This is a genomic window from Streptomyces sp. NPDC051907, assembly GCF_040681075.1.
In the GTDB taxonomy this organism is placed as follows: domain Bacteria; phylum Actinomycetota; class Actinomycetes; order Streptomycetales; family Streptomycetaceae; genus Streptomyces.
The window spans coordinates 34,077-58,282 of record NZ_JBFAYB010000028.1; the positions used below are offsets into that span (position 1 = coordinate 34,077).

The following is a 24,206-nucleotide window of genomic DNA, read 5'->3' on the forward strand; positions in this document are numbered from 1 at the left end:
TCACCCGTAGATCTTCGACTTTCGACTTTCGAGAGAGATTCAAGGACATGGCGAACTACACCGCCGCTGACGTCAAGAAGCTCCGCGAGCTCACCGGCGCCGGCATGATGGACTGCAAGAAGGCCCTGGACGAGGCCGACGGCAGCGTCGACAAGGCCGTCGAGGCGCTGCGCATCAAGGGCCAGAAGGGCGTCGCCAAGCGCGAGGGCCGCTCCGCCGAGAACGGCGCCGTCGTCTCCCTCATCGCCGACGACAACACCTCGGGTGTCATCGTCGAGCTGAAGTGCGAGACGGACTTCGTCGCCAAGGGCGAGAAGTTCCAGGCCGTCGCCAACTCGCTCGCCGCGCACGTCGCCGCGACCTCCCCGGCCGACATCGCCGCGCTGCTCGGCTCCGAGATCGAGGCCGGCAAGACCGTTCAGGCGTACGTCGACGAGGCCAACGCCAACCTCGGCGAGAAGATCGTCCTGGACCGCTTCGCGCAGTTCTCCGGCGCCTACGTCACGGCGTACATGCACCGCACCATGCCCGACCTCCCGCCGCAGATCGGTGTCCTTGTCGAGCTCGACAAGCCGAACGCCGAGGTCGCCAAGGGCATCGCGCAGCACATCGCCGCCTTCGCGCCGAAGTACCTCTCCCGCGAGGACGTCCCGGCCGAGGTCGTCGAGTCCGAGCGCCGCGTCGCCGAGGAGACCACGCGCGCCGAGGGCAAGCCCGAGGCCGCCCTCCCGAAGATCGTCGAGGGTCGCGTCAACGGCTTCTTCAAGGAGGCCACGCTCCTTGGCCAGCCCTACGCGCTCGACAACAAGAAGTCCGTCCAGAAGGTCCTGGACGAGGCCGGTGTCACGCTGAAGCGCTTCTCGCGCATCAAGGTCGGCATCTGACCCGGTAAGCGATCGACCCGGGAGCCCGCTAGGGTTCCTTACGCAGTCGCCGGTCGCGCTCGCGCCGGACGACCGCAGATCTGACGAGGAGGCCATTGCCGACAGGGACACCAGACCCAACGGCAATGGCCTTCTTCGTATGTGTACGAGGAGATCTCCATGAACAAGGGCGCGGACGCCAACAAGGCTGCCGACGACAAGAGCGACCACGACGGCAAGAACGCCGGGCGCTTCATGCTGAAGCTGTCCGGTGAGGCATTCGCCGGCGGCGGCGGACTCGGCGTCGACCCCGACGTCGTACACGCCATCGCGCGCGAGATCGCCGCGGTCGTGCGCGACGGTGCTCAGATCGCGGTCGTGATCGGCGGCGGCAACTTCTTCCGCGGGGCCGAGCTCCAGCAGCGCGGCATGGACCGGGCCCGCTCCGACTACATGGGCATGCTCGGCACGGTCATGAACTGCCTCGCTCTCCAGGACTTCCTGGAGAAGGAGGGCATCGACTCCCGCGTCCAGACCGCCATCACCATGGGCCAGGTCGCGGAGCCGTACATCCCGCTGCGCGCCGTGCGGCACCTGGAGAAGGGCCGCGTCGTCATCTTCGGCGCCGGTATGGGCATGCCGTACTTCTCCACCGACACCACCGCGGCGCAGCGCGCGCTGGAGATCGACGCGGAAGCCCTGCTGATGGGCAAGAACGGCGTCGACGGGGTCTACGATTCCGACCCCAAGGCCAACCCGGACGCGGTCAAGTTCGACGCGCTCGAGTACGGCGAGGTGCTCTCCCGCAACCTCAAGGTCGCCGACGCCACCGCCATCACTCTCTGCCGCGACAACGCCCTGCCGATCCTCGTCTTCGAACTGCTCGCCGAAGGCAATATCGCTCGGGCAGTCAAGGGTGAGAAGATCGGCACTCTCGTGAGCGACCAGGGCACCCGGGCCTGACTCGGGGCGTCCCTCAGGGGCATGCCTCGAGGGATAGACAAAGTCCTGCCGGTCGGACACCGTGCAGGGAAGACGCGACGCAGGTTCCGCCGGCCCTGTTGCACGCCGGGCCTACTCAAGACACGCAGGAGCAAGTGGTGATCGAAGAGACCCTCCTCGAGGCCGAGGAGAAGATGGAGAAGGCCGTCGTGGTCGCCAAGGAGGACTTCGCCGCGATCCGCACCGGCCGTGCGCACCCGGCGATGTTCAACAAGATCGTGGCGGACTACTACGGCGCGCTGACTCCGATCAACCAGCTGGCGTCGTTCTCGGTGCCCGAGCCGCGGATGGCCGTGGTGACTCCGTTCGACAAGAGCGCGCTGCGCAACATCGAGCAGGCGATCCGCGACTCCGACCTCGGCGTCAACCCGAGCAACGACGGCAATATCATCCGGGTGGTCTTCCCCGAGCTCACCCAGGACCGCCGCAAGGAGTACATCAAGGTCGCCAAGACCAAGGCCGAGGACTCCAAGATCTCGATCCGCTCCGTGCGCCGCAAGGCCAAGGAGACCATCGACAAGCTGATCAAGGACGGCGAGGTCGGCGAGGACGAGGGCCGCCGCGGCGAGAAGGAGCTCGACGACACCACCGCGAAGTACGTGGCGCAGGTGGACGAGCTCCTGAAGCACAAGGAAGCCGAGCTGCTCGAGGTCTGATGAACGACTCTTCGTGGGGGGCCCCGCCGAGAGCCGGTTTCTGGGGACCGCCCGACCAGGGGCCTGCCCCGGCGGGTCCCGCATACGATGGGCATGAGGCACAGCAGACTCGGCCCATGCCCATCGTGCCGGACTTTCCCGACGCAGGTAGAGACGCCGATGAACCGAGTGACGGCGACGACCGAAACGACCGCGACCAGGGGGCTGCTCGGCTGAGCGGCCCCCTGTTCCGGGATGAGATGCCCCAGGAGCCCATGGCAACCCCGCCGCCGGCGGCCCCCGAGCCGCCGCAGAAGAAGCGGGCCGGCCGCGACCTGCGAGCAGCCATAGGGGTCGGCGTAGGGCTCGGTGCGGTCATCGTCGCATCGCTCTTCATCGTCAAGGCGGTGTTCGTCGGCGTTATCGCGGTCGCCGTGGTGGTCGGGCTCTGGGAGCTCACCTCGCGGCTCGACGAGCGCAAGCAGATCAAGGCGCCGCTGGTACCGCTCGCGGTCGGCGGCGCGGCGATGGTCGTGGCCGGCTATGTGCGCGGGGCCGAGGGCGCGTGGGTCGCTATGGCGCTCACGGCGCTCGCCGTGCTGGTCTGGCGGATGACCGAGCCGCCCGAGGGCTATCTGAAGGACGTCACGGCGGGCGTCTTCGCGGCGTTCTACGTCCCCTTCCTGGCGACGTTCGTCGCCATGATGCTCACGGCGGACGACGGCTCATGGCGGGTGCTGACCTTCCTGGTGCTGACGGTGGTCAGCGACACCGGCGCGTACGCCGTCGGCTGGCGCTTCGGCAAGCACAAGCTCGCCCCCCGCATCAGCCCCGGCAAGACCCGCGAGGGCCTGCTCGGCGCGGTGGCGTTCGCCATGGCGGCGGGCGCGCTGTGCATGGAGTTCCTCATCGACGACGGCGCCTGGTGGCAGGGCCTGCTGCTCGGCCTCGCCGTGGCGGTCAGCGCGACGCTCGGCGACCTGGGCGAGTCCATGATCAAGCGGGACCTCGGCATCAAGGACATGGGCACGCTCCTGCCGGGCCACGGCGGGATCATGGACCGGCTGGACTCGCTGCTGCCGACGGCGCCGGTGGTGTGGCTGCTGATGGTGGTCTTCGTCGGCACGGGCTGATCCGGCACGCTGTCGCGAAGCCCTCTACCAGCGTCTCTGCCGGTAGAGGGCTTCTTGGCTTCCCCAGGACGAGTCACCGGGGAAGCCCCGCGGGCAACATCGGCGACCCCATGGGCTCGTTCCGGCCAGTGCGGATGAGGGCTTGGCCACGCCCGCGCAGCCGGCAGCCGAGCCGGCTCGGCTTGGCCGCATCGGGCGTCCGGCCCGCTGGCCAGCCAGAACCGCTCCGGGGCTGGGCCCACTGCCGGCCCCTCGAGAACGGCCGGCCCGCCCGGACGCCCACCCCGCCGGACCGCAGCCCCAGGCCACGAGAATCCTTCTGCGACACTGGTACCACCATGCCCAAGCCCGGAGAACTCACTTTCGTCGCGCCCCGCGGAGCCAAGAAGCCGCCGCGGCACCTCGCCGACCTCACGCCCGCCGAGCGCAAGGACGCCGTCGCCGCGATCGGCGAGAAGCCGTTCCGCGCCAAGCAGCTGTCGCAGCACTACTTCGCGCGGTACGCCCACGACCCGGCCCAGTGGACCGACATCCCCGCGGCCTCGCGCGAGAAGCTCGCCTCCGAGCTGCTTCCCGACCTGATGTCCGTCGTCCGGCACATCTCGTGCGACGACGACACCACCCGCAAGACCCTGTGGCGGCTGCACGACGGCACGCTCGTCGAGTCCGTGCTGATGCGCTACCCGGACCGGGTCACCATGTGCATCTCCTCGCAGGCCGGCTGCGGGATGAACTGCCCGTTCTGCGCCACCGGGCAGGCCGGGCTCGACCGCAATCTGTCCACCGCCGAGATCGTGCACCAGATCGTCGACGGCATGCGCGCCCTGCGCGACGGCGAGGTCCCCGGCGGGCCCGCCAGGCTCTCCAACATCGTCTTCATGGGAATGGGCGAGCCGCTCGCCAACTACAAGCGGGTCGTCGGCTCCATCCGCCGGCTCACCGACCCCGAGCCGGACGGCCTCGGGCTCTCCCAGCGCGGGATCACCGTCTCGACCGTCGGTCTGGTCCCGGCGATGCTGCGGTTCGCCGACGAGGGCTTCAAGTGCCGTCTCGCCGTCTCGCTGCACGCCCCGGACGACGAGCTGCGCGACACCCTGGTCCCCGTCAACACCCGCTGGAAGGTCCGCGAGGTCCTGGACGCCGCGTGGGAGTACGCCGAGAAGTCCGGCCGCCGGATCTCCATCGAGTACGCGCTGATCAGGGACATCAACGACCAGGCCTGGCGAGGCGACCTGCTGGGCCGGCTGCTCAAGGGCAAGAGGGTCCATGTGAACCTCATCCCGCTCAACCCCACGCCGGGGTCGAAGTGGACCGCCTCGCGGCCCGAGGACGAGAAGGCCTTCGTGGAGGCCATCGCCGCGCACGGAGTGCCGGTCACCGTCCGTGACACCCGTGGCCAGGAGATCGACGGAGCGTGCGGTCAGCTGGCCGCTTCGGAGAGGTAGGGCCCATGTAATCTGGGCTCGAACATCTGCATATTCCGACAGGGGAGCGCCACAGCGCTGAGAGTGCGGCACAGCTCTGAAAGAGCACTGGTCGCAGACCCTCTGAACCTTGCCCAGGTCATTCTGGGTAGGAAGTTCGGTCACCACTCAAGCTGTTGCGCCCTGCTCACTTCCGTGAGCAGGGCCGCGTCTCTTCCTGGTCACTCCAGGAGGAATCTCAGTGAGCAGTACCAAGAAGATCGTCGGCGCCGCGCTGGCCGCGGCGCTGGGCGTGAGCACGCTCGCCGCCTGCGGAGGCGAGTCCAAGGACTCGTCGGACGCCGGCTCCTCGACGAAGTCCAAGACCGTGACCCTGGTCAGCCACGAGTCCTTCGCCGCCTCCCCCGCCGTGCTGAAGGCCTTCACCAAGGAGACCGGCTACACGGTCAGGGTCCTCGAGAGCGGGGACGCCGGCGAAGCCCTCAACAAGGAGATCCTCACCAAGGGCTCTCCGCAGGGCGACGTCTTCTTCGGCGTCGACAACACCCTGCTCTCGCGCGCCCTCGACAACGACCTGTTCACGTCGTACGAGGCCAAGGGCCTGGACCAGGTCGCCGACGCGGCTCAGCTGGACAGGGGACAGCACCGCGTCACGCCCGTCGACACCGGCGACGTCTGCGTCAACTACGACAAGAAGTACTTCGCCGACAAGAAGCTCGCACCGCCGAAGACCTTCGACGACCTGGCCGAGCCCGCCTACAAGGACCTGCTCGTCGTCGAGAACGCCGCGACCTCCTCGCCCGGCCTCGGCTTCCTGCTCGGCTCCGTCGCCGCCTACGGAGACGACGGCTGGGAGGGCTACTGGCAGAAGCTCAAGGACAACGGCGTCAAGGTCGTCGACGGCTGGGAGCAGGCGTACAACGAGGAGTTCTCCGGCTCCGCCGGCGGCAAGAAGGCCAAGGGGGACCGCCCGCTGGTCGTCTCCTACGCCTCCAGCCCGCCGGTCGAGGTCCTCTACTCCGAGCCGCAGCCGGCCGAGGCGCCCACGGGCGTCGCCACCGGCACATGCTTCCGCCAGACCGAGTTCGCGGGCCTGCTCAAGGGCGCGAAGAACGAGGAGGGCGGCAAGGCGCTGCTGGACTTCCTGGTGAGCAAGCAGTTCCAGGAGGACATGCCGCTGAACATGTTCGTCAACCCGGTGCTCAAGGACGCGAAGCTGCCCGCGCTGTTCGCCAAGCACGGCGTGGTCGTCGACCAGCCGGAGACCGTGGACCCGGAGAAGATCGCCAAGAACCGTGAGCAGTGGATCCAGTCATGGTCCTCGCTCGTCCTGAAGTAACGAAGTCCCCCCGAGGGACGAGATCCCCGCGCGGGAGCGCGGCGCGGCTCGGGCTGATGGCCGGGCCCGTCGCGTTCTTCGCGGTCTTCTTCGCCTACCCCGTCACGGCGATCGTCGCCCGCGGCCTCCAGATCGACGGGGTATGGCAGTTCGGCCGGATCGGCGAGGTGCTCGGCCGCTCCGACATCCTGCACGTCCTGTGGTTCACCGCCTGGCAGGCGCTCGCCTCGACCGCGCTCACCCTCCTGATCGCCCTGCCCGGCGCGTACGTCTTCGCCCGGCTGGAGTTCCCCGGCAAGCAGCTGCTGCGGGCGGTGGTCACCGTGCCGTTCGTCCTGCCGACCGTCGTCGTCGGCACGGCGTTCCTCGCGCTGCTCGGGCGCGGCGGGCTGCTCGACGAGATGTGGGGCGTACGGCTGGACACCACGGTGTGGGCGATCCTGCTCGCCCACGTCTTCTTCAACTACGCCGTCGTCGTACGGACCGTGGGCGGCCTGTGGTCGCAGCTCGACCCACGTCAGGAGGAGGCCGCCCGCGTGCTGGGCGCCGGGCGCCTGGCGGCCTGGCGGCGGGTGACGCTGCCCGCGCTCGGGCCCTCCGTGGCCGCCGCCGCCCTGATGGTCTTCCTCTTCACCTTCACCTCCTTCGGCATCGTGCAGATCCTCGGCGGACCGACGTTCTCCACGCTCGAGGTGGAGATCTACCGGCAGACCGCCCAGCTGCTGGACCTGTCCACGGCGGCCGTGCTGACGATCGCGCAGTTCGCCGCGGTGGGCGCGATCCTCGCCGTGCACGCGTGGACCGTGCGGCGCCGAGAGAGCGCACTGCGGCTGGTCGACCCGGCGCAGACCGCGCGCCGGCCGCGCGGCCCGGGCCAGTGGGCGCTGCTCGGCGGGGTGCTGCTCACCATCGTGCTGCTGATCCTCGTGCCGCTGGGCGTCCTGGTCGAGCGCTCCTTCGACGGGCCCGACGGGTACGGCCTCGGCTACTACCGGGCGCTCGGCGAGATGGACGTGAGCGGCGGGGCGTTCCTGGTGCCGCCCATCGAAGCGGTGTGGAACTCCCTGGAGTACGCGCTGGTCGCGACCGCTATAGCGCTCGTCGTCGGCGGACTGGCCGCGGCAGCGCTGACCCGGCGGGCCGGCCGGCTCGTACGCGGCTTCGACGCGCTGCTCATGCTGCCGCTCGGCGTCTCCGCGGTGACCGTAGGCTTCGGCTTCCTGATCACGCTCGACGAGCCGCCGCTGGATCTGCGGGCGACCTGGATCCTGGTGCCGCTGGCACAGGCGCTGGTCGGCGTCCCCTTCGTCGTACGGACGATGCTGCCCGTCCTGCGGGCGGTCGACGACCGGCTGCGCGAGGCGGCCGCGGTCCTCGGCGCGTCTCCGCTGCGGGCCTGGCGGGAGGTCGATCTGCCGCTGGTGCGGCGGGCCGTCCTCATCGCCGCGGGGTTCGCCTTCGCCGTGTCCCTGGGCGAGTTCGGGGCGACGGTCTTCATCGCCAGGCCCGACAATCCCACGCTGCCGGTGGCCGTGGCGCGGCTGCTCGGCCGCCCCGGCGAGCTCAACTACGGGCAGGCGATGGCACTGAGCACGATCCTGATGGCCGTCTGCGCGGCGGCGCTGCTGCTGCTGGAGCGGATCCGCACCGACAAGACCTCCGGGGAGTTCTGATGGCCTTGCTGCGACTGGAGGACGTGACCGTGCGGTTCGGGGCGCGGGCGGCGCTCGACTCGGTGGACCTGGAGGTCGCCGAGCACGAGATCGTCTGTGTGCTCGGGCCGAGCGGCAGCGGCAAGTCCACGCTGCTGCGGGTCGTCGCGGGCCTTCAGGACGTCCATAGCGGCCGCGTGCTCCTGTCCGGCGCGGACCAGGCCGGTGTGCCGGTGCACCGTCGCGGGGTCGGCCTGATGTTCCAGGACCACCAGCTCTTCCCGCAGCGGGACGTGGGCGGCAACGTCGCCTTCGGGCTGCGCATGCGCGGTGTGTCCAGGGCCGGGCAGTCGGCGCGCACGGGGGAGTTGCTGGACCTCGTCGGCCTGCCCGGCGCGCAGAAGAGGGCCGTGGCCTCGCTCTCCGGCGGCGAGCAGCAGCGCGTCGCGCTGGCCCGGGCGCTCGCCCCCGAGCCCCGGCTGCTGATGCTGGACGAGCCGCTCGGCCAACTGGACCGGGGACTGCGGGAGCGGCTCGTGGTCGAACTGCGCTCCCTGTTCGGGCGGTTGGGCACGACCGTGCTCGCCGTCACCCACGACCAGGGCGAGGCCTTCGCCCTCGCCGACCGCGTCGTCGTGATGCGGGACGGCCTCATCGCCCAAGCGGGCACGCCGCTGGAGGTCTGGCAGCGGCCCGCCTCCGCGTTCGTGGCCCGCTTCCTCGGCTTCGACAACGTGGTCGCGGCGACGGTCAGCGGCACGGCCGCCGACACGGTCTGGGGCAAGATCCCCGTCCCGGACGGCTCGCCGCAGGGCGGGCGCGAGGTGCTGGTCAGGCCGGCGGGCGTACGGCTGGTCGGCGTGGCCGACGGGCTGCCCTGCACGGTCGAGGGGCGTACGTTCCGGGGCAACCACGTCGCCGTACGGCTGCGCCCCCTCGACGGCCCGCCCCTGGAGGCGGAGTGCTCCTTGCGGGACGCTCCGCACGAGGGGGCCGACGTGGGCGTCGTGTTCGCGGCGGACGACGTGGTGGTGCTGGACTCGCTATAGCCGTCAGCTGAGGGAGACGGCTTTCTCCCGCTCCTCCGGCTGCGGCTCCGCCTCCGGCTCGGCCCCCGAGCCGTGGGCCTCCGGCGCGCCGAACCAGGCCACCGCGACCGCTCCCGCCACCGCCATCAGGAACCCGAGGATCGCCACCCAGGCGAATCCGGGCCGCGAGGTGTCGCCCAGCCACAGGACGCCGATCATGCCCGGCAGCACGGTCTCGCCGACCACCAGAGCCGCCGTGGCGCCGTTCACCGAGCCGATCTGCAGCGCGACGGTGTGCAGGTACATCCCGCCGAAGCCCGCGACCAGGATCGCGTACAGCGCCGGGTCGGACAGCAGAGCGCCCAGGTCGAAGGGGTCGATGCCGTTGAGGATGCGTACGCCCACGCCGAGCGCGCCGAAGCCGAGGCCGGAGAGCAGACCCGCCAGGATCGCCGCCCGCGAGCCCAGGCGGCGTACGACGAAGGTGCCGCCGACCATCAGCAGCACGGAGATCGCCAGCAGCCACCAGTGCGTGGAGATCGGCGTGTGGCCGCTGCCCTCCGGACCGGCGGCGGTCGCCAACAGCACCAGGGCGGAGCAGACGACGGCTATAGAGGTCCACTCCGCGCGGGTCAGCCGGATGCCCAGCATCCGCACGCTCAGCACCGCCGTGATCACCAGGTTGGCGCTGATCACGGTCTGCGAGAGGAAGAGCGGCAGCATCCGCGCGGCCAGCGCGCCCAGGCCGAAGCCGACGAAGTCGAGGATGGTGCCGACGATGAACTCCCAGGTCATCGCGGCTTTGGCGGTGGAGGACAGACTCGGCCCGCCGTGCTGGGTGACTCCGGTCGCGGCGGCCTCGCGGCGGGCGGACTTACGGGATCCGACAGCTTGCAGCACCGACCCCGTGCCGTAGCAGATCGAGGCCGCGACAGCGGTCAGTAGGCCGATGAGCACGCGGGGCTCCGTTCACAGATAGGCAGTTTCGCTCCGACTGACTGCCAGACGTGAGTTCGGCCCGAGAAGTTGCCTCATGGGCGAGATGAGCATGGGGCGGGGGCCTTCCGGTGGGGCCGCGGGTGCGATTCCGTCAGCCGGGGCGTGTTCCGCTGGGGCCGCCGGTGCGGATCGGCCAGGGCTCGGCCGACGGAGGTCGACGCCCCCGTCGGCCGGCAGTCGGGCCTATGCGCCGATCAGCCGCTGAAGCGCCGCGGGCGCCTCGTCGACCGAGTCGACGAGCGCGATGCGGGACTCCATGGAGCGGCCCGCGGCGAGGGACTGGAGCAGCGGCCAGGCGGGGAGCTTCTCCGTCCAGTGCCAGCGGTTGACGAGCACCATGGGCGTCGGCTCGCCACGGGACTCGTAGTAGTTCGGCGTCGCGTTGTCGAAGACCTCCTGGACCGTCCCTGCGGCGCCGGGCAGGAAGATAACGCCGGCGTTGGAGCGGGCGAGGAGGCCGTCCTCGCGGACGGCGTTGGCGAAGTACTTGGCGATATGGCCCGCGAAGGCGTTCGGCGGCTCGTGGCCGTAGAACCAGGTGGGGATGCCGACGGAGTCGCCGCCGCCGGGCCAGCGGTCGCGGATCTCGAAGGCGGCGCTCGCCCAGTCGGAGATCGACGGGGTGAACGACGGTGCCTTGGCGAGGAGTTCGAGCGACTCGTCGAGCATCTCGTCCGGGTGCGGGGCGGCGTACGCGCCGAGGTTGGCGGCCTCCATGGCGCCGGGTCCGCCGCCGGTCGCGACGGTGAACCCGGCGCGCGCGAGAGCCCGGCCGAGGCGGGCGGCGCCGGCGTACTCGTCGGTGCCGCGGGCCATGGCGTGTCCGCCCATGACGCCCACGACGCGTGCGCCGACGAGGAGTTCGTCGAGCGCGTCGGAGATGGCGTCGTCGTGTATCGAGCGGAGCATCGACGCGAAGATGTCGCCGTCCGACTTGGTCTCCTGGAACCACTCGTAGGCGCGGGCGTCGAGGGTTGCCTCGTAACCGCCGTGCGAGAGGCCGTCGAACAGCTCGGCGGGGGAGTACAGCAGCCCGCGATACGGGTCGAAGGGGAGGTCGGGCACCGGCGGGAAGACGAGCGCGCCGTCGGTACGGATCTTCGCGGCGGCGTCGGGCTCCATGCGGCAGCCGAGGAACACGGTGGTGGAGGTGTCGACGGAGAACAGCGCGAAGGTCCGGTCGGCGAGGTCGACGGACTGCACGCGGTACCCGGACAGGGAGCCCCGCGAGACGACGCGATCGAACTCCTCGAGGGTCTCGATCTCGAAGTCCTCGGCGGGGGATTGCGGTCCGTGTCCGTGTCCGTCTGCGTGCACCATGCGGCCACGATAGGGCCTGGGCGGGGGGAGCAGGCAGGGCGGGTGGTTCTGCGCGGCTGCCGTACCCGTACGCCTTCGGCCTGTCCTCAATCTCCCCCGGCTACCGCTGAGAGGCGCCCCCAGGACGGGCTCAAGTTGCCCCCGACCCCGCACCGGCGCGGCGGCTTCGCGCTGTAGGCCGCCCCCCCGACTTCAGCGGGTCAGGGGGATGGCTGCCAGTGTCGAGATCGCCCAGGTCAGCGGTGCGAAGACCAGTAGGAGTGTCGTCATGCGCAGCGCCATCGCGTTGTGGAGCATCGACGACGGGGTGCCCAGCCGGAGGAGTTCCTCCGTCGTCGCCGCTCGGGCGTGCTTGGACTCGAGGACCGCCGTCAGCAGCGTCGCCGTCGTGCACGCGATGACCAGCGTCGCGCCCAGCCCGGTCAGCGGACCCAGCGGACGCTGGCTCGTCGCCGTGGAGAGCATGGACGCCGTCAGCAGCGCCGAGGCCACCGCGCACAGGACCCCCAGCGGGCGGCCGATGCGGCGGGACTCCTCCATCAGGGCGCGGCCTGCCAGGAGTCGGGTCGGTCCCGGGCGGAAGGCTTGCAGGAGGCGGCCGCACAGATGGGTGATCGCCGGGCCCGCCAGCGCCAGGCCCACCGTCGTCAGGGCGCCGCTGACCAGCACGCCCGTCGGCACCGACAGCGGCGAGTCCACCGGGCCGCTGCTCGCGTACGTCTCCGCCGCCAGGCCCGCCGCCATCAGCGCGACGCCCCACGGCAGCCCCGACGGCTCCGCGCTGGGCGCGCTCGGCTGCTGGGGCTCGCGGTGGGGCCTCATGGCCACCGCGACGGCCGTCGTCGCCGCCAGGGGCGTCAGCGCGAGCAGCGTCAGCAGTCCCGCCAGCGGCAGCTGCTGCTCCGCCGCGAGCAGTCCCGCCGCTGCCCCGTCGAACGGAAACCCCGTCAGATCGCCCCGCAGATGCAGGAAGAACAGCAGCGCCACCATGCTGCCGAGCGTTCCCGACACCGCAGTGGAGCTCGCCGCGAGCACCGCCATCCGCGCCGGCCCCAGCCCCACCGCCGACAGCCCGGTGCGCGGTCGCGTACTCGGGTCCGTACGCGCCACCGCCACCGCGAAGTACACCGTCGTGGCCAGCGGGATCGCGCACCACAGCAGCCGCAGGGTGGACGCCCCGGAGTCCGTCGGATGGGCCAGCGCGTACGTCAGCGTGCACAGCAGCAGAAAGCCGACCCCTGCCGAAGCGGCCGCGACCATGAGCCGGCGCAGCTGGACCAGCGGGTGGGTGCCGAGGGCTAGGCGGAGAGCGAGCACGCCGCCTGGCCTTCCGCGTCCGCGCCGGTGAGCGAGCTGACGCGGCGGCCGTCGACGAGCGTGAGCGTACGGTCCGCGAGCGCGGCCACCTCGGCGTCATGGGTGGCCAGTACGACGGTGATCCGGTGCGAGCGCGCCGCAGCCGTCACCGTGCGCAGCAGATGGGCCCGGTCGGCCTGGTGGAGGGACGCGGTCGGCTCGTCCGCGAAGAGCACGGACGGAGTGGTGACCAGCGCCCGCGCAGTGGCGACGCGTTGCCGCTGCGCCTGGAGCAGCGCGTGCGGACGCAGTCGGGCGCACGCGCCGATGTCGAGCCGCTCCAGCCACTCCATAGCGGCCTTCTTCGCGGCCCGGTGGGAGACCCCGCGCAGCATCAGCGGCAGCGCCGCGTTCTCCCAGGCCGTCAGCTCGGGCACCAGCGTGGGCGCGGGGTCGATCCAGCCGAAGCGGTCGCGCCGCAGCCGCTCCCGCAGCACCGGGCTCATCGTGTGCACGGGGGCGCTGTTGAACCAGACCTCGCCCTCCTGGGCGACCAGTTGCCCCGACAGGCACCGCAGCAGCGTGGTCTTGCCGCTGCCGCGCGGTCCGCTCACGGCGAGGATCTCGCCCTCCCGCACCCCCAGGGAGACGCCGACCAGGGCGGGCGAACCCCAGTGGGAGTGGTGCAGGGAGCGCGCCCACAGCACGTCGTTGTCCGGCGGAGCCACCATGGCGTACACCTCGGTTCTGATCAGATTGCCCCTCCCCCGTACGGGGGAACGAAGGCGGGGCCGATCGGTCACTCGGCACGCTAGGCAGCCAGAACCGGGGTCCTGGGAAGCACACGGCCCGGATACCCCCATCTCACTCGGATGGGCGTATCCGGGCCGTGTGGCGGCCAGGCGTTCCGGCCGTGTGGCGACCGGAAGTCCCGGCCGTGTGGCGACCGGGACGCACGCATGGCGGCGACCAGGAGTCCGGGCGGCCGTGCGGCGGCCCGGACGTACGGATCGTGGCGCGAGGCTGAAGGGCGCGAAGGCTCAGAAGCGCGAGCCTCAGGCGCACGCGAGGCTGAAGCCGCGAGCCTCGCGAAGCCCGAGGCTCAGGCGCGCCCGAGGCGCAGGCACGCGCAAGGCTCAGGCACACGCGAGACTCAGGCACACGCGAGACTCAGACCGCGCCCGAGGCCTAGAGCTTCGTCCACGCCTCCGTCAGGACGTGGCGCAGAATCCCCTCGATCTCGTCGAACGTCGACTGGTCGGCGATCAGCGGCGGCGCCAGCTGCACCACCGGGTCGCCGCGGTCGTCGGCACGGCAGTACAGACCGTTCTCGAAGAGCGCCTTGGACAGGAAGCCGTAGAGGACGCGCTCGGTCTCCTCGTCGGTGAAGGACTCCTTGGTGTTCTTGTCCTTCACCAGCTCGATGCCGTAGAAGAAGCCGTTGCCGCGTACGTCGCCGACGATCGGCAGGTCGTGGAGCTTCTGCAGGGTCGAGAGGAAGGCGCCCTCGTTGTCCAGGACGTGCTGGTTGAGGCCCTCCTTCTCGAAGATGTCGAGGTTGGCCAGGCCCACCGCGGCGGAGACCGGGTGGCCGCCGAAGGTGTAGCCGTGCAGGAAGGTGTTGTCGCCCTTGTAGAACGGCTCGGCGAGCTTGTCCGAGATGATGCACGCGCCGATCGGGGAGTAGCCCGAGGTCATGCCCTTGGCGCAGGTGATCATGTCCGGGACGTAGCCGAACTTGTCGCATGCGAACATCGTGCCGAGGCGGCCGAAGGCGCAGATGACCTCGTCGGACACGAGCAGCACGTCGTACTGGTCGCAGATCTCGCGGACCCGCTGGAAGTACCCGGGCGGCGGCGGGAAGCAGCCGCCGGCGTTCTGCACCGGCTCCAGGAAGACCGCCGCGACCGTCTCGGGCCCCTCGAAGAGGATCTGCTGCTCGATCTGGTCGGCGGCCCAGCGGCCGAAGGCCTCGGGGTCGTCGCCGAAGAGCGGGGCGCGGTAGATGTTGGTGTTCGGGACCTTGTGGGCGCCCGGGACCAGCGGCTCGAAGGGGGCCTTGAGGGCCGGCAGCCCGGTGATGGACAGGGCGCCCTGCGGGGTGCCGTGGTACGCCACCGCGCGGGAGATGACCTTGTACTTGGTGGGCTGGCCCTTGAGCTTGAAGTACTGCTTGGCCAGCTTCCAGGCGGTCTCGACGGCCTCGCCGCCGCCGGTGGTGAAGAAGACCTTGTTGAGGTCGCCGGGGGCGTGGTTGGCCAGCCGCTCGGCCAGCTCGACGGCCTTCGGGTGGGCGTAGGACCACACCGGGAAGAAGGCGAGCTGCTGGGCCTGCTTGTAGGCGGTCTCGGCGAGCTCGTGGCGGCCGTGGCCGGCGTTGACCACGAAGAGGCCGGCGAGACCGTCGAGGTAGCGCTTGCCCTTGTCGTCGTAGATGTAGGTGCCCTCACCACGCACGATGGTGGGCACGGGTGCGTTCTCGTACGACGACATGCGGGTGAAGTGCATCCACAGGTGGTCGTAGGCGGTCTGCGAGAGGTCCTTGCTCACGGCTATCGGGTTCCCCACATGTAGGTCTGCTTCTTGAGCTTGAGGTAGACGAAGCTCTCGGTGGAGCGCACGCCGGGGAGCGTGCGGATCCGTTTGTTGATCACTTCGAGCAGGTGGTCGTCGTCCTCGCAGACGATCTCCACCATGAGGTCGAAGGAGCCCGCGGTGATCACCACGTACTCGCATTCGGCCATGGCGGTGAGCGCTTCGGCCACCGGATCGAGGTCGCCCTCGACGCTGATGCCGACCATCGCCTGGCGTCGCAGACCCACGGTGAGCGGGTCGGTGACGGCGACGATCTGCATGACGCCCTGGTCGAGCAGCTTCTGGACACGCTGCCGCACGGCCGCTTCGGAGAGGCCGACGGCCTTGCCTATCGCGGCGTACGGGCGGCGCCCGTCCTCCTGGAGCTGTTCGATGATCGCGAGGGACACGGCGTCGATCGTCGGGGACGATGACGATGCGGACGGACTGATTCCGATCCTGGGGTCTGCGCTACGACTGGCCACGGGCTCACTCTGCACCGGGACTGACAGTCTCGCAAGCCCTATTCAATGAAATTCGTTGTTCAAGGGTCAAGATCTCACTGAATCCGAAGTTGTGGAGGGTTGGACCTGTCGAAAGCGTTACCTGAGCGATTAGGGTTGGAGTGTCTCACCCATCGGACATCTGACAGGAGGGGTGGCAACAGTGACCACCGAGCTGCGTCGTCTGCGCAACTACATCAACGGGGAGTTCCGGGACGCCGCCGACGGCCGGACCATCGACGTGGTCAACCCGGCCACAGGCGAGGTGTACGCCACGTCGCCGCTCTCCGGGCAGGCTGACGTCGACGCCGCCATGGACGCTGCCGCGGCCGCCTTCCCGGGCTGGCGGGACACCACTCCGGCCGAGCGCCAGAAGGTTCTGCTGAAGATCGCGGACGCCTTCGAGGAGCGGGCCGAGGAGCTCATCGCGGCGGAGTCGGAGAACACGGGCAAGCCGATCGGCCTCACCCGTACCGAAGAGATCCCGCCGATGGTGGACCAGATCCGCTTCTTCGCGGGTGCGGCCCGCATGCTCGAAGGCCGTTCGGCCGGCGAGTACATGGAGGGCATGACCTCGATCGTCCGGCGTGAGCCGGTCGGCGTCTGCGCGCAGGTCGCGCCGTGGAACTACCCGATGATGATGGCGGTGTGGAAGTTCGCGCCGGCGCTGGCGGCGGGCAACACCGTCGTGCTGAAGCCGTCGGACACCACGCCGGCGTCGACGGTGCTCTTCGCCGAGATCATCGGTTCCGTGGTGCCCAAGGGCGTCTTCAACGTCATCTGCGGCGACCGCGAGACGGGCCGCGCGATGGTCGAGCACCCGACCCCGGCGATGGCCTCGATCACCGGCTCCGTACGGGCCGGCATGCAGGTCGCGGAGTCGGCGGCCAAGGACGTCAAGCGGGTCCACCTGGAGCTGGGCGGCAAGGCGCCGGTCGTCGTCTTCGAGGACACGGACATCGCCAAGGCCGTCGAGGACATCTCGGTCGCGGGGTACTTCAACGCGGGCCAGGACTGTACGGCGGCCACGCGCGTGCTCGTGCACGAGTCGATCCACGACGAGTTCGTGTCGGCGCTGGCGAAGGCGGCGACGGACACGAAGACGGGCGCGCCGGACGACGAGGACGTCTTGTACGGCCCGCTGAACAACGCGAACCAGCTGGCGCAGGTGTCGGGCTTCATCGAGCGGCTGCCCGCGCACGCGAAGGTCGAGGCGGGCGGGCACCGGGTCGGCGAGAAGGGGTACTTCTACGCCCCGACCGTCGTCTCCGGCCTCAAGCAGGACGACGAGATCATCCAGAACGAGGTCTTCGGCCCGGTCATCACGGTCCAGTCCTTCCGGGACGAGTCCCAGGCGCTGGAGTGGGCGAACGGCGTCGAGTTCGCGCTGGCGTCGTCGGTGTGGACGAAGGACCACGGCCGGGCGATGCGGATGTCGAAGTCGCTGGACTTCGGCTGCGTGTGGATCAACACGCACATCCCGCTGGTCGCCGAGATGCCGCACGGCGGCTTCAAGAAGTCGGGCTACGGCAAGGACCTGTCGTCGTACGGGTTCGACGACTACACGCGGATCAAGCACGTGATGACGTCGCTGGACGGGTGAGGGTGGGTGGGGTGGGGGTCTCTCTCCCCGCCCCGCCCCTTCCCGTAACCGGGGGCGATGCCCCCGGGCCCCGGGCCCCGGGCCCCGAGCTTGGGGGGCGCGGCGCTGCGCGCGCGGTGGTGACGGGGTGTCCGGTGCGCCCTTGCCCCGGCCGGTGGCCGGGGCGGGGCGGGTGTCCGGGTATCCCGGCGTCTTGGTCGCGGCGATGCGCGCCTTGGGGTGCGGTGGGTGTTCGTTGGGGCTCGGCCCCGGTCCTCGGGTGGTATTGAGCGTGGCGCTTCGCATGCGCGTGCGCGTGCTGGGTGGGGCTTGGCCCGGGTGGCGGGTGTTCGTCGGGCTCGGGCTCCGGGTCCTTGAGCGGTCTTGAGCGTTGCACTTCGTGTGTGCGTAGGCCGTGGGGCTCGGCCCTCTGGGGTGCCGCGCTGCGCGCAGTGGTGATGTGCGCCTGCGCGTCGGGGCTTCGGCCCGGACTTCCGGGCCTTCTTGACCGTGGCGCTTTGCGCGCTTGTTCCTTGAGCCGGTGTCGCTGGCGCCGCGCACCCTGTGCGCGGCGCTGCGCGCGCGGTTCCCCGGGGCGCCCCGGCCTTTCCGGGCCCCCTTGAACGTGGTGCTTCGGGCGCGGTGCCAAGAGTGTGGTGGCTGTCGGGGATCGTGCGCGACCCCGCATCCACCCGTCCCCCTCACGACAACCGCGTCCCGTGCAGCGCCAAGAGCAGGCGCCAGGTCTGGGTCGCGATTTCCTCTGGGGTGGCGGGGATGCGGGCGTGGAGCCAGTCCGCCAGGACGCCTGCGAAGGTCGAGGCCACCGCCGAGGCGATCAGCTCCGGGGCCGGGGCGCCCGCTAGGGCGCGTTCGTGGTGGCTGCGGGTGCGGAGTCGTTGGTGGAGGAGGTCGCCGAGGGGGCCGCTGCCGCCCTCGTGGAGGAGGGTGCGGTAGAGGCCGGCGTGGGCGGGCAGCGAGGCGAAGAAGTCCGTCAGGGCCGGGGGGACGTTTGCCGGGGTGGGGGTGCCGCGCCAGGCGTGGAGCGCCTCCACCGCGTCCCGTACCACCGTCGCGCACGCGTCGACCGCCAGCGCTCTCAAGTCCGCGTAGTGCAGATAGAACGTCGCCCGGCCCACCCCCGCCCGCCGGACCAGCGCCGCCACGCTGACCTCCTCGAACGGGCGCTCCTCGCACTCCGCGAGCAGCGCCTGACGGAGCTTCGCCCTCGTGCGCTCCGCGCGCGGGTCGCTCATCCGGTCGGCCGTCCGGTCCGTCATCCCGCCACCACGACCGCCGTCAGGGCCAGCGCGCCCGGAAGCGCCTGCGCCACGAGGATGCGGCGGTTCGCGGTGAGGCCTCCGTACAGGCCCGCGACCACCACGCAGCACAGGAAGAAGACCTGGACCCGGTACCCCGTCGGGTCCGCGGCGATCAGGCCCCAGATCAGCCCCGCCGCCAGAAAACCGTTGTACAGGCCCTGGTTGGCCGCGAGCGGCGCCGTCGCGCGCGCCATCTCCGCGTCGAAGCCGGACAGGCCCCGACCGGGCGCCCGCTCCCACAGGAACATCTCCAGAGCCAGGATGTACACATGCAGCGCGGCCACCAGGCCGACCAGCACGTTCGCCGTCGCGGTCACGAGGGTCCCTCACTTCATGGAGCATGATTTCATGGACAGGTGTCTGTGAAGTATAGACACATGTCCATGATCGACAGGGTGTCGCCCGCACCGCGTACGGATCGACGCAGCGTCCATTGCCGCGCCCCCGCCCAGCCCGGCATCCTTCCGACGTGTCAGCGATCCGGATGAACCCCATGTCCCGGCGGTCCCTTCTGCTCGGCCTCGCGGTCGGCGCCGGCGCCGCGCTCGCCGGCTGCGGAGTGCCGGCGGCGTACGTCCAGCCCGGCGACCGCGCTCGGCGCGACGAGTCCGGGCGCGACAAGACCCTCGACTTCGCCAACTGGCCGCTCTACATCGACACCGACGACGAGGACGCCGCCAAGCGCCCCACCCTCGACGCGTTCACCGAGCGCACCGGGATCTCCGTCCACTACACGGAGGAGATCAACGACAACGACGAGTTCTTCGGGAAGATCAGCCCGGCCCTGATGAACCACCAGGAGACCGGCCGGGACCTGATCGTCGTCAGCGACTGGATGGCCGCCCGGTTCACCCGCCTCGGCTGGGTGCAGGAGATGGACCGCGCGCGGCAGCCGAACGTCGCCAAGTACCTGGATCCGCAGCTGCGTTCGCCCGCCTTCGACGAGGGCCGGCGCCACAGCGTGCCCTGGCAGTCCGGCATCACCGGCATCGCGTACAACCGCGGGAAGCTCGGCCGGGAGATCAAGTCCACCGGCGATCTGTGGGCCGACGACCTGCGCGGCCGGGTCACCCTCCTCTCCGGCCTCGACGAGTCCTTCGCGCTGCTGATGCAGGGCAACGGCGTCGATGTCACCCGCTGGAAGGAGGACGACTTCCACGCCATGTGCGAGCAGGTGGAGAAGCTGGTGCGCAAGAGGCACATCCGCCGCTTCACCGGCAACGACTACATCAAGGACCTGTCCACCGGAGACGTGCTGGCCTGTCAGGCGTACTCCGGCGACGTCATCCAGCTCCAGGCCGACAACCCCGACATCGAGTTCGTCGTGCCGGAGGAGGGTGCGGAGCTCTGGGCCGAGAGCCTGATGATCCCCAACCTCGCCCGCCACAAGCGCAACGCCGAGGCCCTGATCGACCACTACTACGACCCCGAGGTCGCCGCCGAGCTCGCCGCCTGGGTGAACTACGTCTGCCCGGTGCCCGCCGCCCGCGACGTGCTCGCCGACTCCGACGACGAGGAGCTGGCGGCGCTGGCCGAGGACCCGCTGATCTTTCCCGACGACGCGATGCGCGAGCGACTGGCCATCTCCCGCGACATCACCTCGACGGAGCGCAGCCCGTTCGCCAAGCGGTGGAACGCGATCGTCGGTCTGTGACCCCGGCCCGCGTCACAGGAGCGCGAAAAGCGCCGCTTCCGGAGGCGGCCATAGCCGCCGCCATTGTCCCGCACGCCTGCGCGCGCACCGTCGCCGGGGGCCCGCCGAAGGAGCCGAAAACCCGGGCGTACGCTGCGGATATGAGCGAGAAGAACGGGCCCGCGGCCCTCTTGCGGCGCATCCGCGTGTGGTTGGTCGTCTTCATCGTCTGCCTGGTGCTGAGCGGAGTGACGGCCTTCCCGCTCGTCACCGAACTGCACCTGCTCGAGGACGCCCTGACGTCCTGGGCGTCCCCGGTCGCCGACGCCCTCCCGGGCCTGATGGAGTGGATCCAGCGCGTACGGGACGGTCTCGACGCCACCGACGCGAAGTACCCCTTCGTGCTGTACGGAACGGACTGGCTGGCCTTCGCGCACCTGGTCATCGCGGTCGCCTTCTACGGCCCGTACCGCGATCCCGTGCGGAACATCTGGGTCATCGAGTTCGGCATGATCGCCTGCGCCGGGATCATCCCGCTCGCGCTGATCTGCGGTCCCATCCGGGGCATCCCCTTCTGGTGGTCGGTGATCGACATGTCGTTCGGCGTCTTCGGGGTCATCCCGCTCTACGTCGTACGCCGCAAGATCAAGCAGCTGGAGCAGCTGGAGCGGCTGACGACGCCGGACCCCACGCGGGATCCGGCGCCGAGCGCGGCCTAGCGACAGTCGCGGCCTGGCGACGGCCGAGGCCCAGCGACGGCCGAGGCCGGGCGTCAGGGCTGCTTGGGGGCTTCGAACGCCGCGTTCACCAGACGCATCACGATCGCATTGGAGCCCTGGCCCTTCGCGTCCGTGGAGTTGATGCTGTAGACGAGGGTCCGGGACGACAGACCATGGGCGTCGCGGGTGGGGCGGGTGGCGCCGATGCCCGCGTTGTAGCCCCAGCGGCCGCCGGTCTTGCCCCAGACCTCCTTGCCGCCCACCTCCCACCTGGTCATTCCCACGCTGTAGTCCGCCGAGCCCTCCTTGACCTCCGGCCGCGTGAACATCTCCTCCAGCAGCGGTCCGCGCACCACCTTCCCCGCGAACAGCGCGTGCGTGAAGCGCTCCAGATCGGCCGTGGTCGAGACGAGGTCGCCCGCGGCCCAGCCGTCCGTCACGCTCCAGACGCTGACGTCGCGCAGCTCGGAGCCGCCGCCGGGGAGCGGGAAGACCTGGTAGCCGCGGTTGTGCGGGCCGCGGATCCGGGGGCTCTCGCCCGGGGCGTACGTGTCGCACAGGCCGAGCGGCTTGGTGATGCGCTGCGCGAGCTGGTTCTCGTACGAGTCGCCGGTGACCTTCTCGATCAGCAGCCCGGCGATGGTGTAGCCGATGTTGCTGTAGCGCTGCCGCTCGCCCGGGACCGTGCTCTCCTTCTTCTTCGCGGGGGAGGTGGCCGAGGCGACTATGGCGTGCGGGTCGTGGATCTGGAAGCGGAGGTCGTACCAGTCGCCGACGTCCTTCCCCGGGAAGTCGGCAGACGGTATGCCATGGGTGTGGTTGAGCAACTGCCGTACGGTGACGTCCTCGTACGCCGCCGGGATCACGTCCGGCAGATAGTCCCGGACGCTCGCGTCGAGGTCCACCTTCTTCTCGGCGGCGAGCTGGAGGACCATCGCGGCGACGAAGACCTTGGTCACCGAGCCCGCCCGGAAGCGGGCCCGGGGGTCGGCGCCGCGGCCCGACGGGAGGTCGTGGACGCCGGAGCTGCCGCGCCACTGGCCGTCCGTGCCGGAGACCCGCACCAGCGCGGCGGTCGCCTTGTCGTCGGGCAGCCCGTTGATCGCGTCGCGCAGAGCCTTGGCCACGGGCTCGGGGACGGGGGCGCGACGGTCGGCTGCTCCTTGCGAGGCTGCTCCTTGAGAGGCGGAGACAGCGGCGCCCCCGTGGGAAGCGGGTGAGGCAGCGGCGAAAGCCGGGGCGGCCGGGCCCGCAGCGATGCCGAGCACGAGGGCCGCGGCGAGGACAGTGCGGGTACGAGTGTTCACTGCTGACTCCAGGGGATGAGCGTTTCTCTGCGACGCCACCCATCCTGTTGATCTCCGCGCCGACCCGGATCGTCGTCAAGTACCAACAGCTGCCCCGGTGTTGTCAGGGTGATCCCCTGAGGGTTCCCCGCCCCGCCCGCCCCTCGCGTCTCAGGGTTTGCGGCCCACAGCGCCGAACTGAGCGACCGTCGGCGACTGGCCCTCCGTCGCCGGGTCGTGCCGCCAGCGGGCGCAGGAGACGACCCCCGGCTCCAGCACCTCCAGGCCGTCCAGGAACGAGACGAACTCCTCCCGGCTGCGCGTCCTGATCGGCGGAGTCGCGTTCTCGTTCCAGAACCGCATGGCCTCTGCGTTGCCCTCGCCGCCGAGCTCCAGCGTCGGATGCGTCAGAACGAGGTAGCTGCCGGACGGAACGGCGTCCATCAGGGTCCGCACGATCGACCGGGCGTGGTCCGTGTCGAGGACGAAGTTGAGGATGCCGAGCATCATCACCGCCACCGGCCGCTCCAGGTCCAGCGTCGGCGAGACCGACCGGACGATCGCCTCGGGTTCGTGGGCGTCCGCGTCGATGTACTCGGTCGCGCCGCTCGCCGTGCCGGTGAGCAGGGCGCGCGCGTGCGCCAGCACGATGGGGTCGTTGTCGACGTAGACGATCCGGGAGTCGGGCGCGATGCGCTGGGCGACCTCGTGGGTGTTCTCGGCGGTCGGCAGACCCGTGCCGACGTCGAGGAACTGCCGGATGCCCAGCTCGCCGGCGAGCAGCGTCACCGCACGGCCCAGGAACGCCCGGTCCGCCCGCGCCACCAGGCCGATGCTCGGGTAGAGGCCGGTGACGTGGTTGCCGACCTCGCGGTCGACGGGGTAGTTGTCCTTGCCGCCGAGCCAGTGGTTCCAGACCCGGGCGTTGTGGGCTATGTCCGTGCGGATCCTGTCGTTCACTTCTCGCTCCTCGACGGGCGGCTGCGTACGGCCCATCTTGCCGGAAGGATCAAGAGGCCGTGGCCAAGTGGCCTTTGGTCAAGGAGCTGTGGTCAAGGGGCCGTGCCGCGGGCGGAGTCGCCCAGGATCGCGTGGAGGGCGGCCACCCGGTTCGTGGTGATCGAGTCGACGCCGTACCGGAGCAGACGGCGCATCGTGCGCCGGGTGTCCGCCGTCCAGGCCGAGACCAGCAGCCCGTCCTGGTGCAGACGGTCCGTCAGCTCCGGACTGAGCAGGCCGAAGCGGTAGTTGAGCCAGCGCGGCCGTACCGCCTCCAGCAGCACCGGGCGCGGCGGCGCGAGCGTCGTCCAGGTCAGCGCGAGCTCGGCGGACGGGTCCGCGGCCCGTACGTGGAGCATGGTCGTCGCGCCCGCGCTGTAGTACACCCGCTCCGCGGCGCCGCACTCGCGCACGGCGCCGACGATCGTGCGCACGGACGCCTTCGACGCCCCCGGCAGATCGAGCATCAGCCGGTGCGATCCGGCCGCGGCCAGCGCCTCGTGCAGCGTCGGCACCCCCTCGCCGCTGAGCGCGCGGACCTCGGCGAGGGTGAGCCCGGAGAGCGGCCGGTCATGGCCCCACAGCCGCTTCAGCGAGTCGTCGTGCAGCAGCACGGGCTCGCCGTCGCGGGTGAGGCGTACGTCGATCTCGACCGCGTCCGCGCCCAGTCCGATCGCCGAGCGGATCGAGGGGAGGGTGTTCTCGCGGATGCGGTAGGGGTCACCGCGGTGGCCCACGGCAGTAGGAGTGCGCATGGGGTCATTGTCTGCGGCGCAGAGGCCGCGGCGCGACGCGCCGTGCCCGCGGCGCTTGCTCGGCGGGGTGTACACCAGGGCGTACGACGGCGAGCTCGGCGGTGCTACGGCGTTGCTACGGCGAGTTCGGCAGCGCTATGGC

Annotated in this window: 22 protein-coding genes and 1 riboswitch; of the genes, 11 read left to right on the plus strand and 11 right to left on the minus strand. The window is 70.6% G+C overall.

The genetic code is table 11. The annotated features are described in order from the left end of the window. The first annotated feature begins 47 nt into the window (after nucleotides 1-47). The 8 genes from tsf to AB0M39_RS17380 all read left to right on the plus strand — a co-directional run bounded on the left by tsf (nucleotide 48) and on the right by AB0M39_RS17380 (nucleotide 9,097). Nucleotides 48-884, plus strand: a complete 837-nt coding sequence (tsf, locus tag AB0M39_RS17345; protein ID WP_365365052.1) for a translation elongation factor Ts — start codon at nucleotides 48-50, stop codon at nucleotides 882-884. 159 nt (nucleotides 885-1,043) lie between these two features. Beyond that, nucleotides 1,044-1,826, plus strand: a complete 783-nt coding sequence (gene pyrH, locus AB0M39_RS17350) for a UMP kinase (RefSeq protein WP_365365054.1) — start codon at nucleotides 1,044-1,046, stop codon at nucleotides 1,824-1,826. Nucleotides 1,827-1,963: 137 nt separating this feature from the next. Further along, the gene (gene frr / locus AB0M39_RS17355) at nucleotides 1,964-2,521 is read left to right on the plus strand and encodes a ribosome recycling factor (protein WP_365365056.1); all 558 of its coding nucleotides are present in this window, start codon (nucleotides 1,964-1,966) and stop codon (nucleotides 2,519-2,521) included. Beyond that, the gene (locus AB0M39_RS17360; protein ID WP_365365058.1) at nucleotides 2,521-3,633 is read left to right on the plus strand and encodes a phosphatidate cytidylyltransferase; all 1,113 of its coding nucleotides are present in this window, start codon (nucleotides 2,521-2,523) and stop codon (nucleotides 3,631-3,633) included. Before frr ends, AB0M39_RS17360 begins: the two co-directional genes overlap by 1 nt. Nucleotides 3,634-3,971: 338 nt before the next feature. Continuing rightward, complete coding sequence (gene rlmN / locus AB0M39_RS17365) at nucleotides 3,972-5,078, plus strand: 23S rRNA (adenine(2503)-C(2))-methyltransferase RlmN (RefSeq protein ID WP_365365060.1); 1,107 nt, start codon at nucleotides 3,972-3,974, stop codon at nucleotides 5,076-5,078. A 30-nt stretch (nucleotides 5,079-5,108) separates the two neighbouring features. Further along, a riboswitch (TPP riboswitch) is annotated at nucleotides 5,109-5,230 on the plus strand. A gap of 68 nt (nucleotides 5,231-5,298) precedes the next feature. Continuing rightward, complete coding sequence (locus tag AB0M39_RS17370) at nucleotides 5,299-6,396, plus strand: thiamine ABC transporter substrate-binding protein (RefSeq protein ID WP_365365062.1); 1,098 nt, start codon at nucleotides 5,299-5,301, stop codon at nucleotides 6,394-6,396. A 56-nt stretch (nucleotides 6,397-6,452) separates the two neighbouring features. Next, nucleotides 6,453-8,069 carry an iron ABC transporter permease gene (locus tag AB0M39_RS17375; RefSeq protein ID WP_365365064.1) on the plus strand — a complete coding sequence of 539 codons (1,617 nt, stop codon included), beginning with the start codon at nucleotides 6,453-6,455 and terminating at the stop codon, nucleotides 8,067-8,069. Further along, complete coding sequence (locus AB0M39_RS17380; RefSeq protein ID WP_365365066.1) at nucleotides 8,069-9,097, plus strand: ABC transporter ATP-binding protein; 1,029 nt, start codon at nucleotides 8,069-8,071, stop codon at nucleotides 9,095-9,097. Before AB0M39_RS17375 ends, AB0M39_RS17380 begins: the two co-directional genes overlap by 1 nt. Nucleotides 9,098-9,100: 3 nt before the next feature. On the opposite strand, the gene AB0M39_RS17385 is transcribed toward AB0M39_RS17380, so the two are convergent. The 6 genes from AB0M39_RS17385 to AB0M39_RS17410 all read right to left on the minus strand — a co-directional run bounded on the left by AB0M39_RS17385 (nucleotide 9,101) and on the right by AB0M39_RS17410 (nucleotide 15,765). After that, the gene (locus AB0M39_RS17385; RefSeq protein ID WP_365365068.1) at nucleotides 9,101-10,033 is read right to left on the minus strand and encodes a hypothetical protein; all 933 of its coding nucleotides are present in this window, start codon (nucleotides 10,031-10,033) and stop codon (nucleotides 9,101-9,103) included. Between the two features lie 225 nt (nucleotides 10,034-10,258). After that, nucleotides 10,259-11,395 (minus strand): LOG family protein, encoded by a 1,137-nt coding sequence (locus AB0M39_RS17390; protein WP_365365070.1) that lies wholly within the window; start codon nucleotides 11,393-11,395, stop codon nucleotides 10,259-10,261. A 192-nt stretch (nucleotides 11,396-11,587) separates the two neighbouring features. Beyond that, a complete protein-coding gene (locus AB0M39_RS17395) occupies nucleotides 11,588-12,712 on the minus strand; it encodes a hypothetical protein (protein WP_365365072.1) in 1,125 nt (374 codons plus the stop codon). Continuing rightward, nucleotides 12,694-13,422 (minus strand): ATP-binding cassette domain-containing protein, encoded by a 729-nt coding sequence (locus tag AB0M39_RS17400; protein ID WP_365365074.1) that lies wholly within the window; start codon nucleotides 13,420-13,422, stop codon nucleotides 12,694-12,696. Before AB0M39_RS17400 ends, AB0M39_RS17395 begins: the two co-directional genes overlap by 19 nt. A gap of 457 nt (nucleotides 13,423-13,879) precedes the next feature. Further along, nucleotides 13,880-15,259 carry an aspartate aminotransferase family protein gene (locus tag AB0M39_RS17405; protein WP_365365076.1) on the minus strand — a complete coding sequence of 460 codons (1,380 nt, stop codon included), beginning with the start codon at nucleotides 15,257-15,259 and terminating at the stop codon, nucleotides 13,880-13,882. Continuing rightward, entirely contained in the window at nucleotides 15,244-15,765 is a 522-nt protein-coding gene (locus AB0M39_RS17410) for an Lrp/AsnC family transcriptional regulator (protein WP_365365078.1), read from the minus strand. The genes AB0M39_RS17405 and AB0M39_RS17410 overlap by 16 nt, the downstream gene beginning before the upstream one ends. A 166-nt stretch (nucleotides 15,766-15,931) precedes the next feature. On the opposite strand from AB0M39_RS17410, the gene AB0M39_RS17415 reads away from it, so the two are divergent. Beyond that, nucleotides 15,932-17,371, plus strand: coding sequence for a gamma-aminobutyraldehyde dehydrogenase (locus AB0M39_RS17415; protein ID WP_365365080.1), 1,440 nt, complete (start codon nucleotides 15,932-15,934; stop codon nucleotides 17,369-17,371). Nucleotides 17,372-18,051: 680 nt separating this feature from the next. Here AB0M39_RS17415 and AB0M39_RS17420 read toward each other — a convergent pair. Then, nucleotides 18,052-18,630, minus strand: a complete 579-nt coding sequence (locus tag AB0M39_RS17420) for a TetR/AcrR family transcriptional regulator (protein ID WP_365365082.1) — start codon at nucleotides 18,628-18,630, stop codon at nucleotides 18,052-18,054. Further along, the gene (locus AB0M39_RS17425) at nucleotides 18,627-18,989 is read right to left on the minus strand and encodes a DUF1304 domain-containing protein (RefSeq protein ID WP_365365084.1); all 363 of its coding nucleotides are present in this window, start codon (nucleotides 18,987-18,989) and stop codon (nucleotides 18,627-18,629) included. The genes AB0M39_RS17420 and AB0M39_RS17425 overlap by 4 nt, the downstream gene beginning before the upstream one ends. A 176-nt stretch (nucleotides 18,990-19,165) precedes the next feature. Between AB0M39_RS17425 and AB0M39_RS17430 the strand changes: the two genes are divergently transcribed. Both AB0M39_RS17430 and AB0M39_RS17435 read left to right on the plus strand, forming a co-directional pair. Then, entirely contained in the window at nucleotides 19,166-20,326 is a 1,161-nt protein-coding gene (locus AB0M39_RS17430; RefSeq protein WP_365365140.1) for a spermidine/putrescine ABC transporter substrate-binding protein, read from the plus strand. Between the two features lie 140 nt (nucleotides 20,327-20,466). Then, on the plus strand, nucleotides 20,467-21,024 hold the full coding sequence (locus AB0M39_RS17435; RefSeq protein WP_365365086.1) for a hypothetical protein: 558 nt from the start codon (nucleotides 20,467-20,469) through the stop codon (nucleotides 21,022-21,024). Nucleotides 21,025-21,077: 53 nt separating this feature from the next. Here the strand turns inward: AB0M39_RS17435 and AB0M39_RS17440 are convergent, their stop codons facing one another. The 3 genes from AB0M39_RS17440 to AB0M39_RS17450 all read right to left on the minus strand — a co-directional run bounded on the left by AB0M39_RS17440 (nucleotide 21,078) and on the right by AB0M39_RS17450 (nucleotide 24,064). After that, nucleotides 21,078-22,331: a serine hydrolase domain-containing protein gene (locus tag AB0M39_RS17440; protein WP_365365088.1), complete on the minus strand. Its 1,254-nt coding sequence runs from the start codon at nucleotides 22,329-22,331 to the stop codon at nucleotides 21,078-21,080. Nucleotides 22,332-22,481: 150 nt separating this feature from the next. Then, the gene (locus AB0M39_RS17445; protein WP_365365090.1) at nucleotides 22,482-23,306 is read right to left on the minus strand and encodes an SAM-dependent methyltransferase; all 825 of its coding nucleotides are present in this window, start codon (nucleotides 23,304-23,306) and stop codon (nucleotides 22,482-22,484) included. A gap of 56 nt (nucleotides 23,307-23,362) precedes the next feature. Then, on the minus strand, nucleotides 23,363-24,064 hold the full coding sequence (locus AB0M39_RS17450) for a glycerophosphodiester phosphodiesterase (RefSeq protein WP_365365092.1): 702 nt from the start codon (nucleotides 24,062-24,064) through the stop codon (nucleotides 23,363-23,365). Nucleotides 24,065-24,206: the final 142 nt, after the last annotated feature.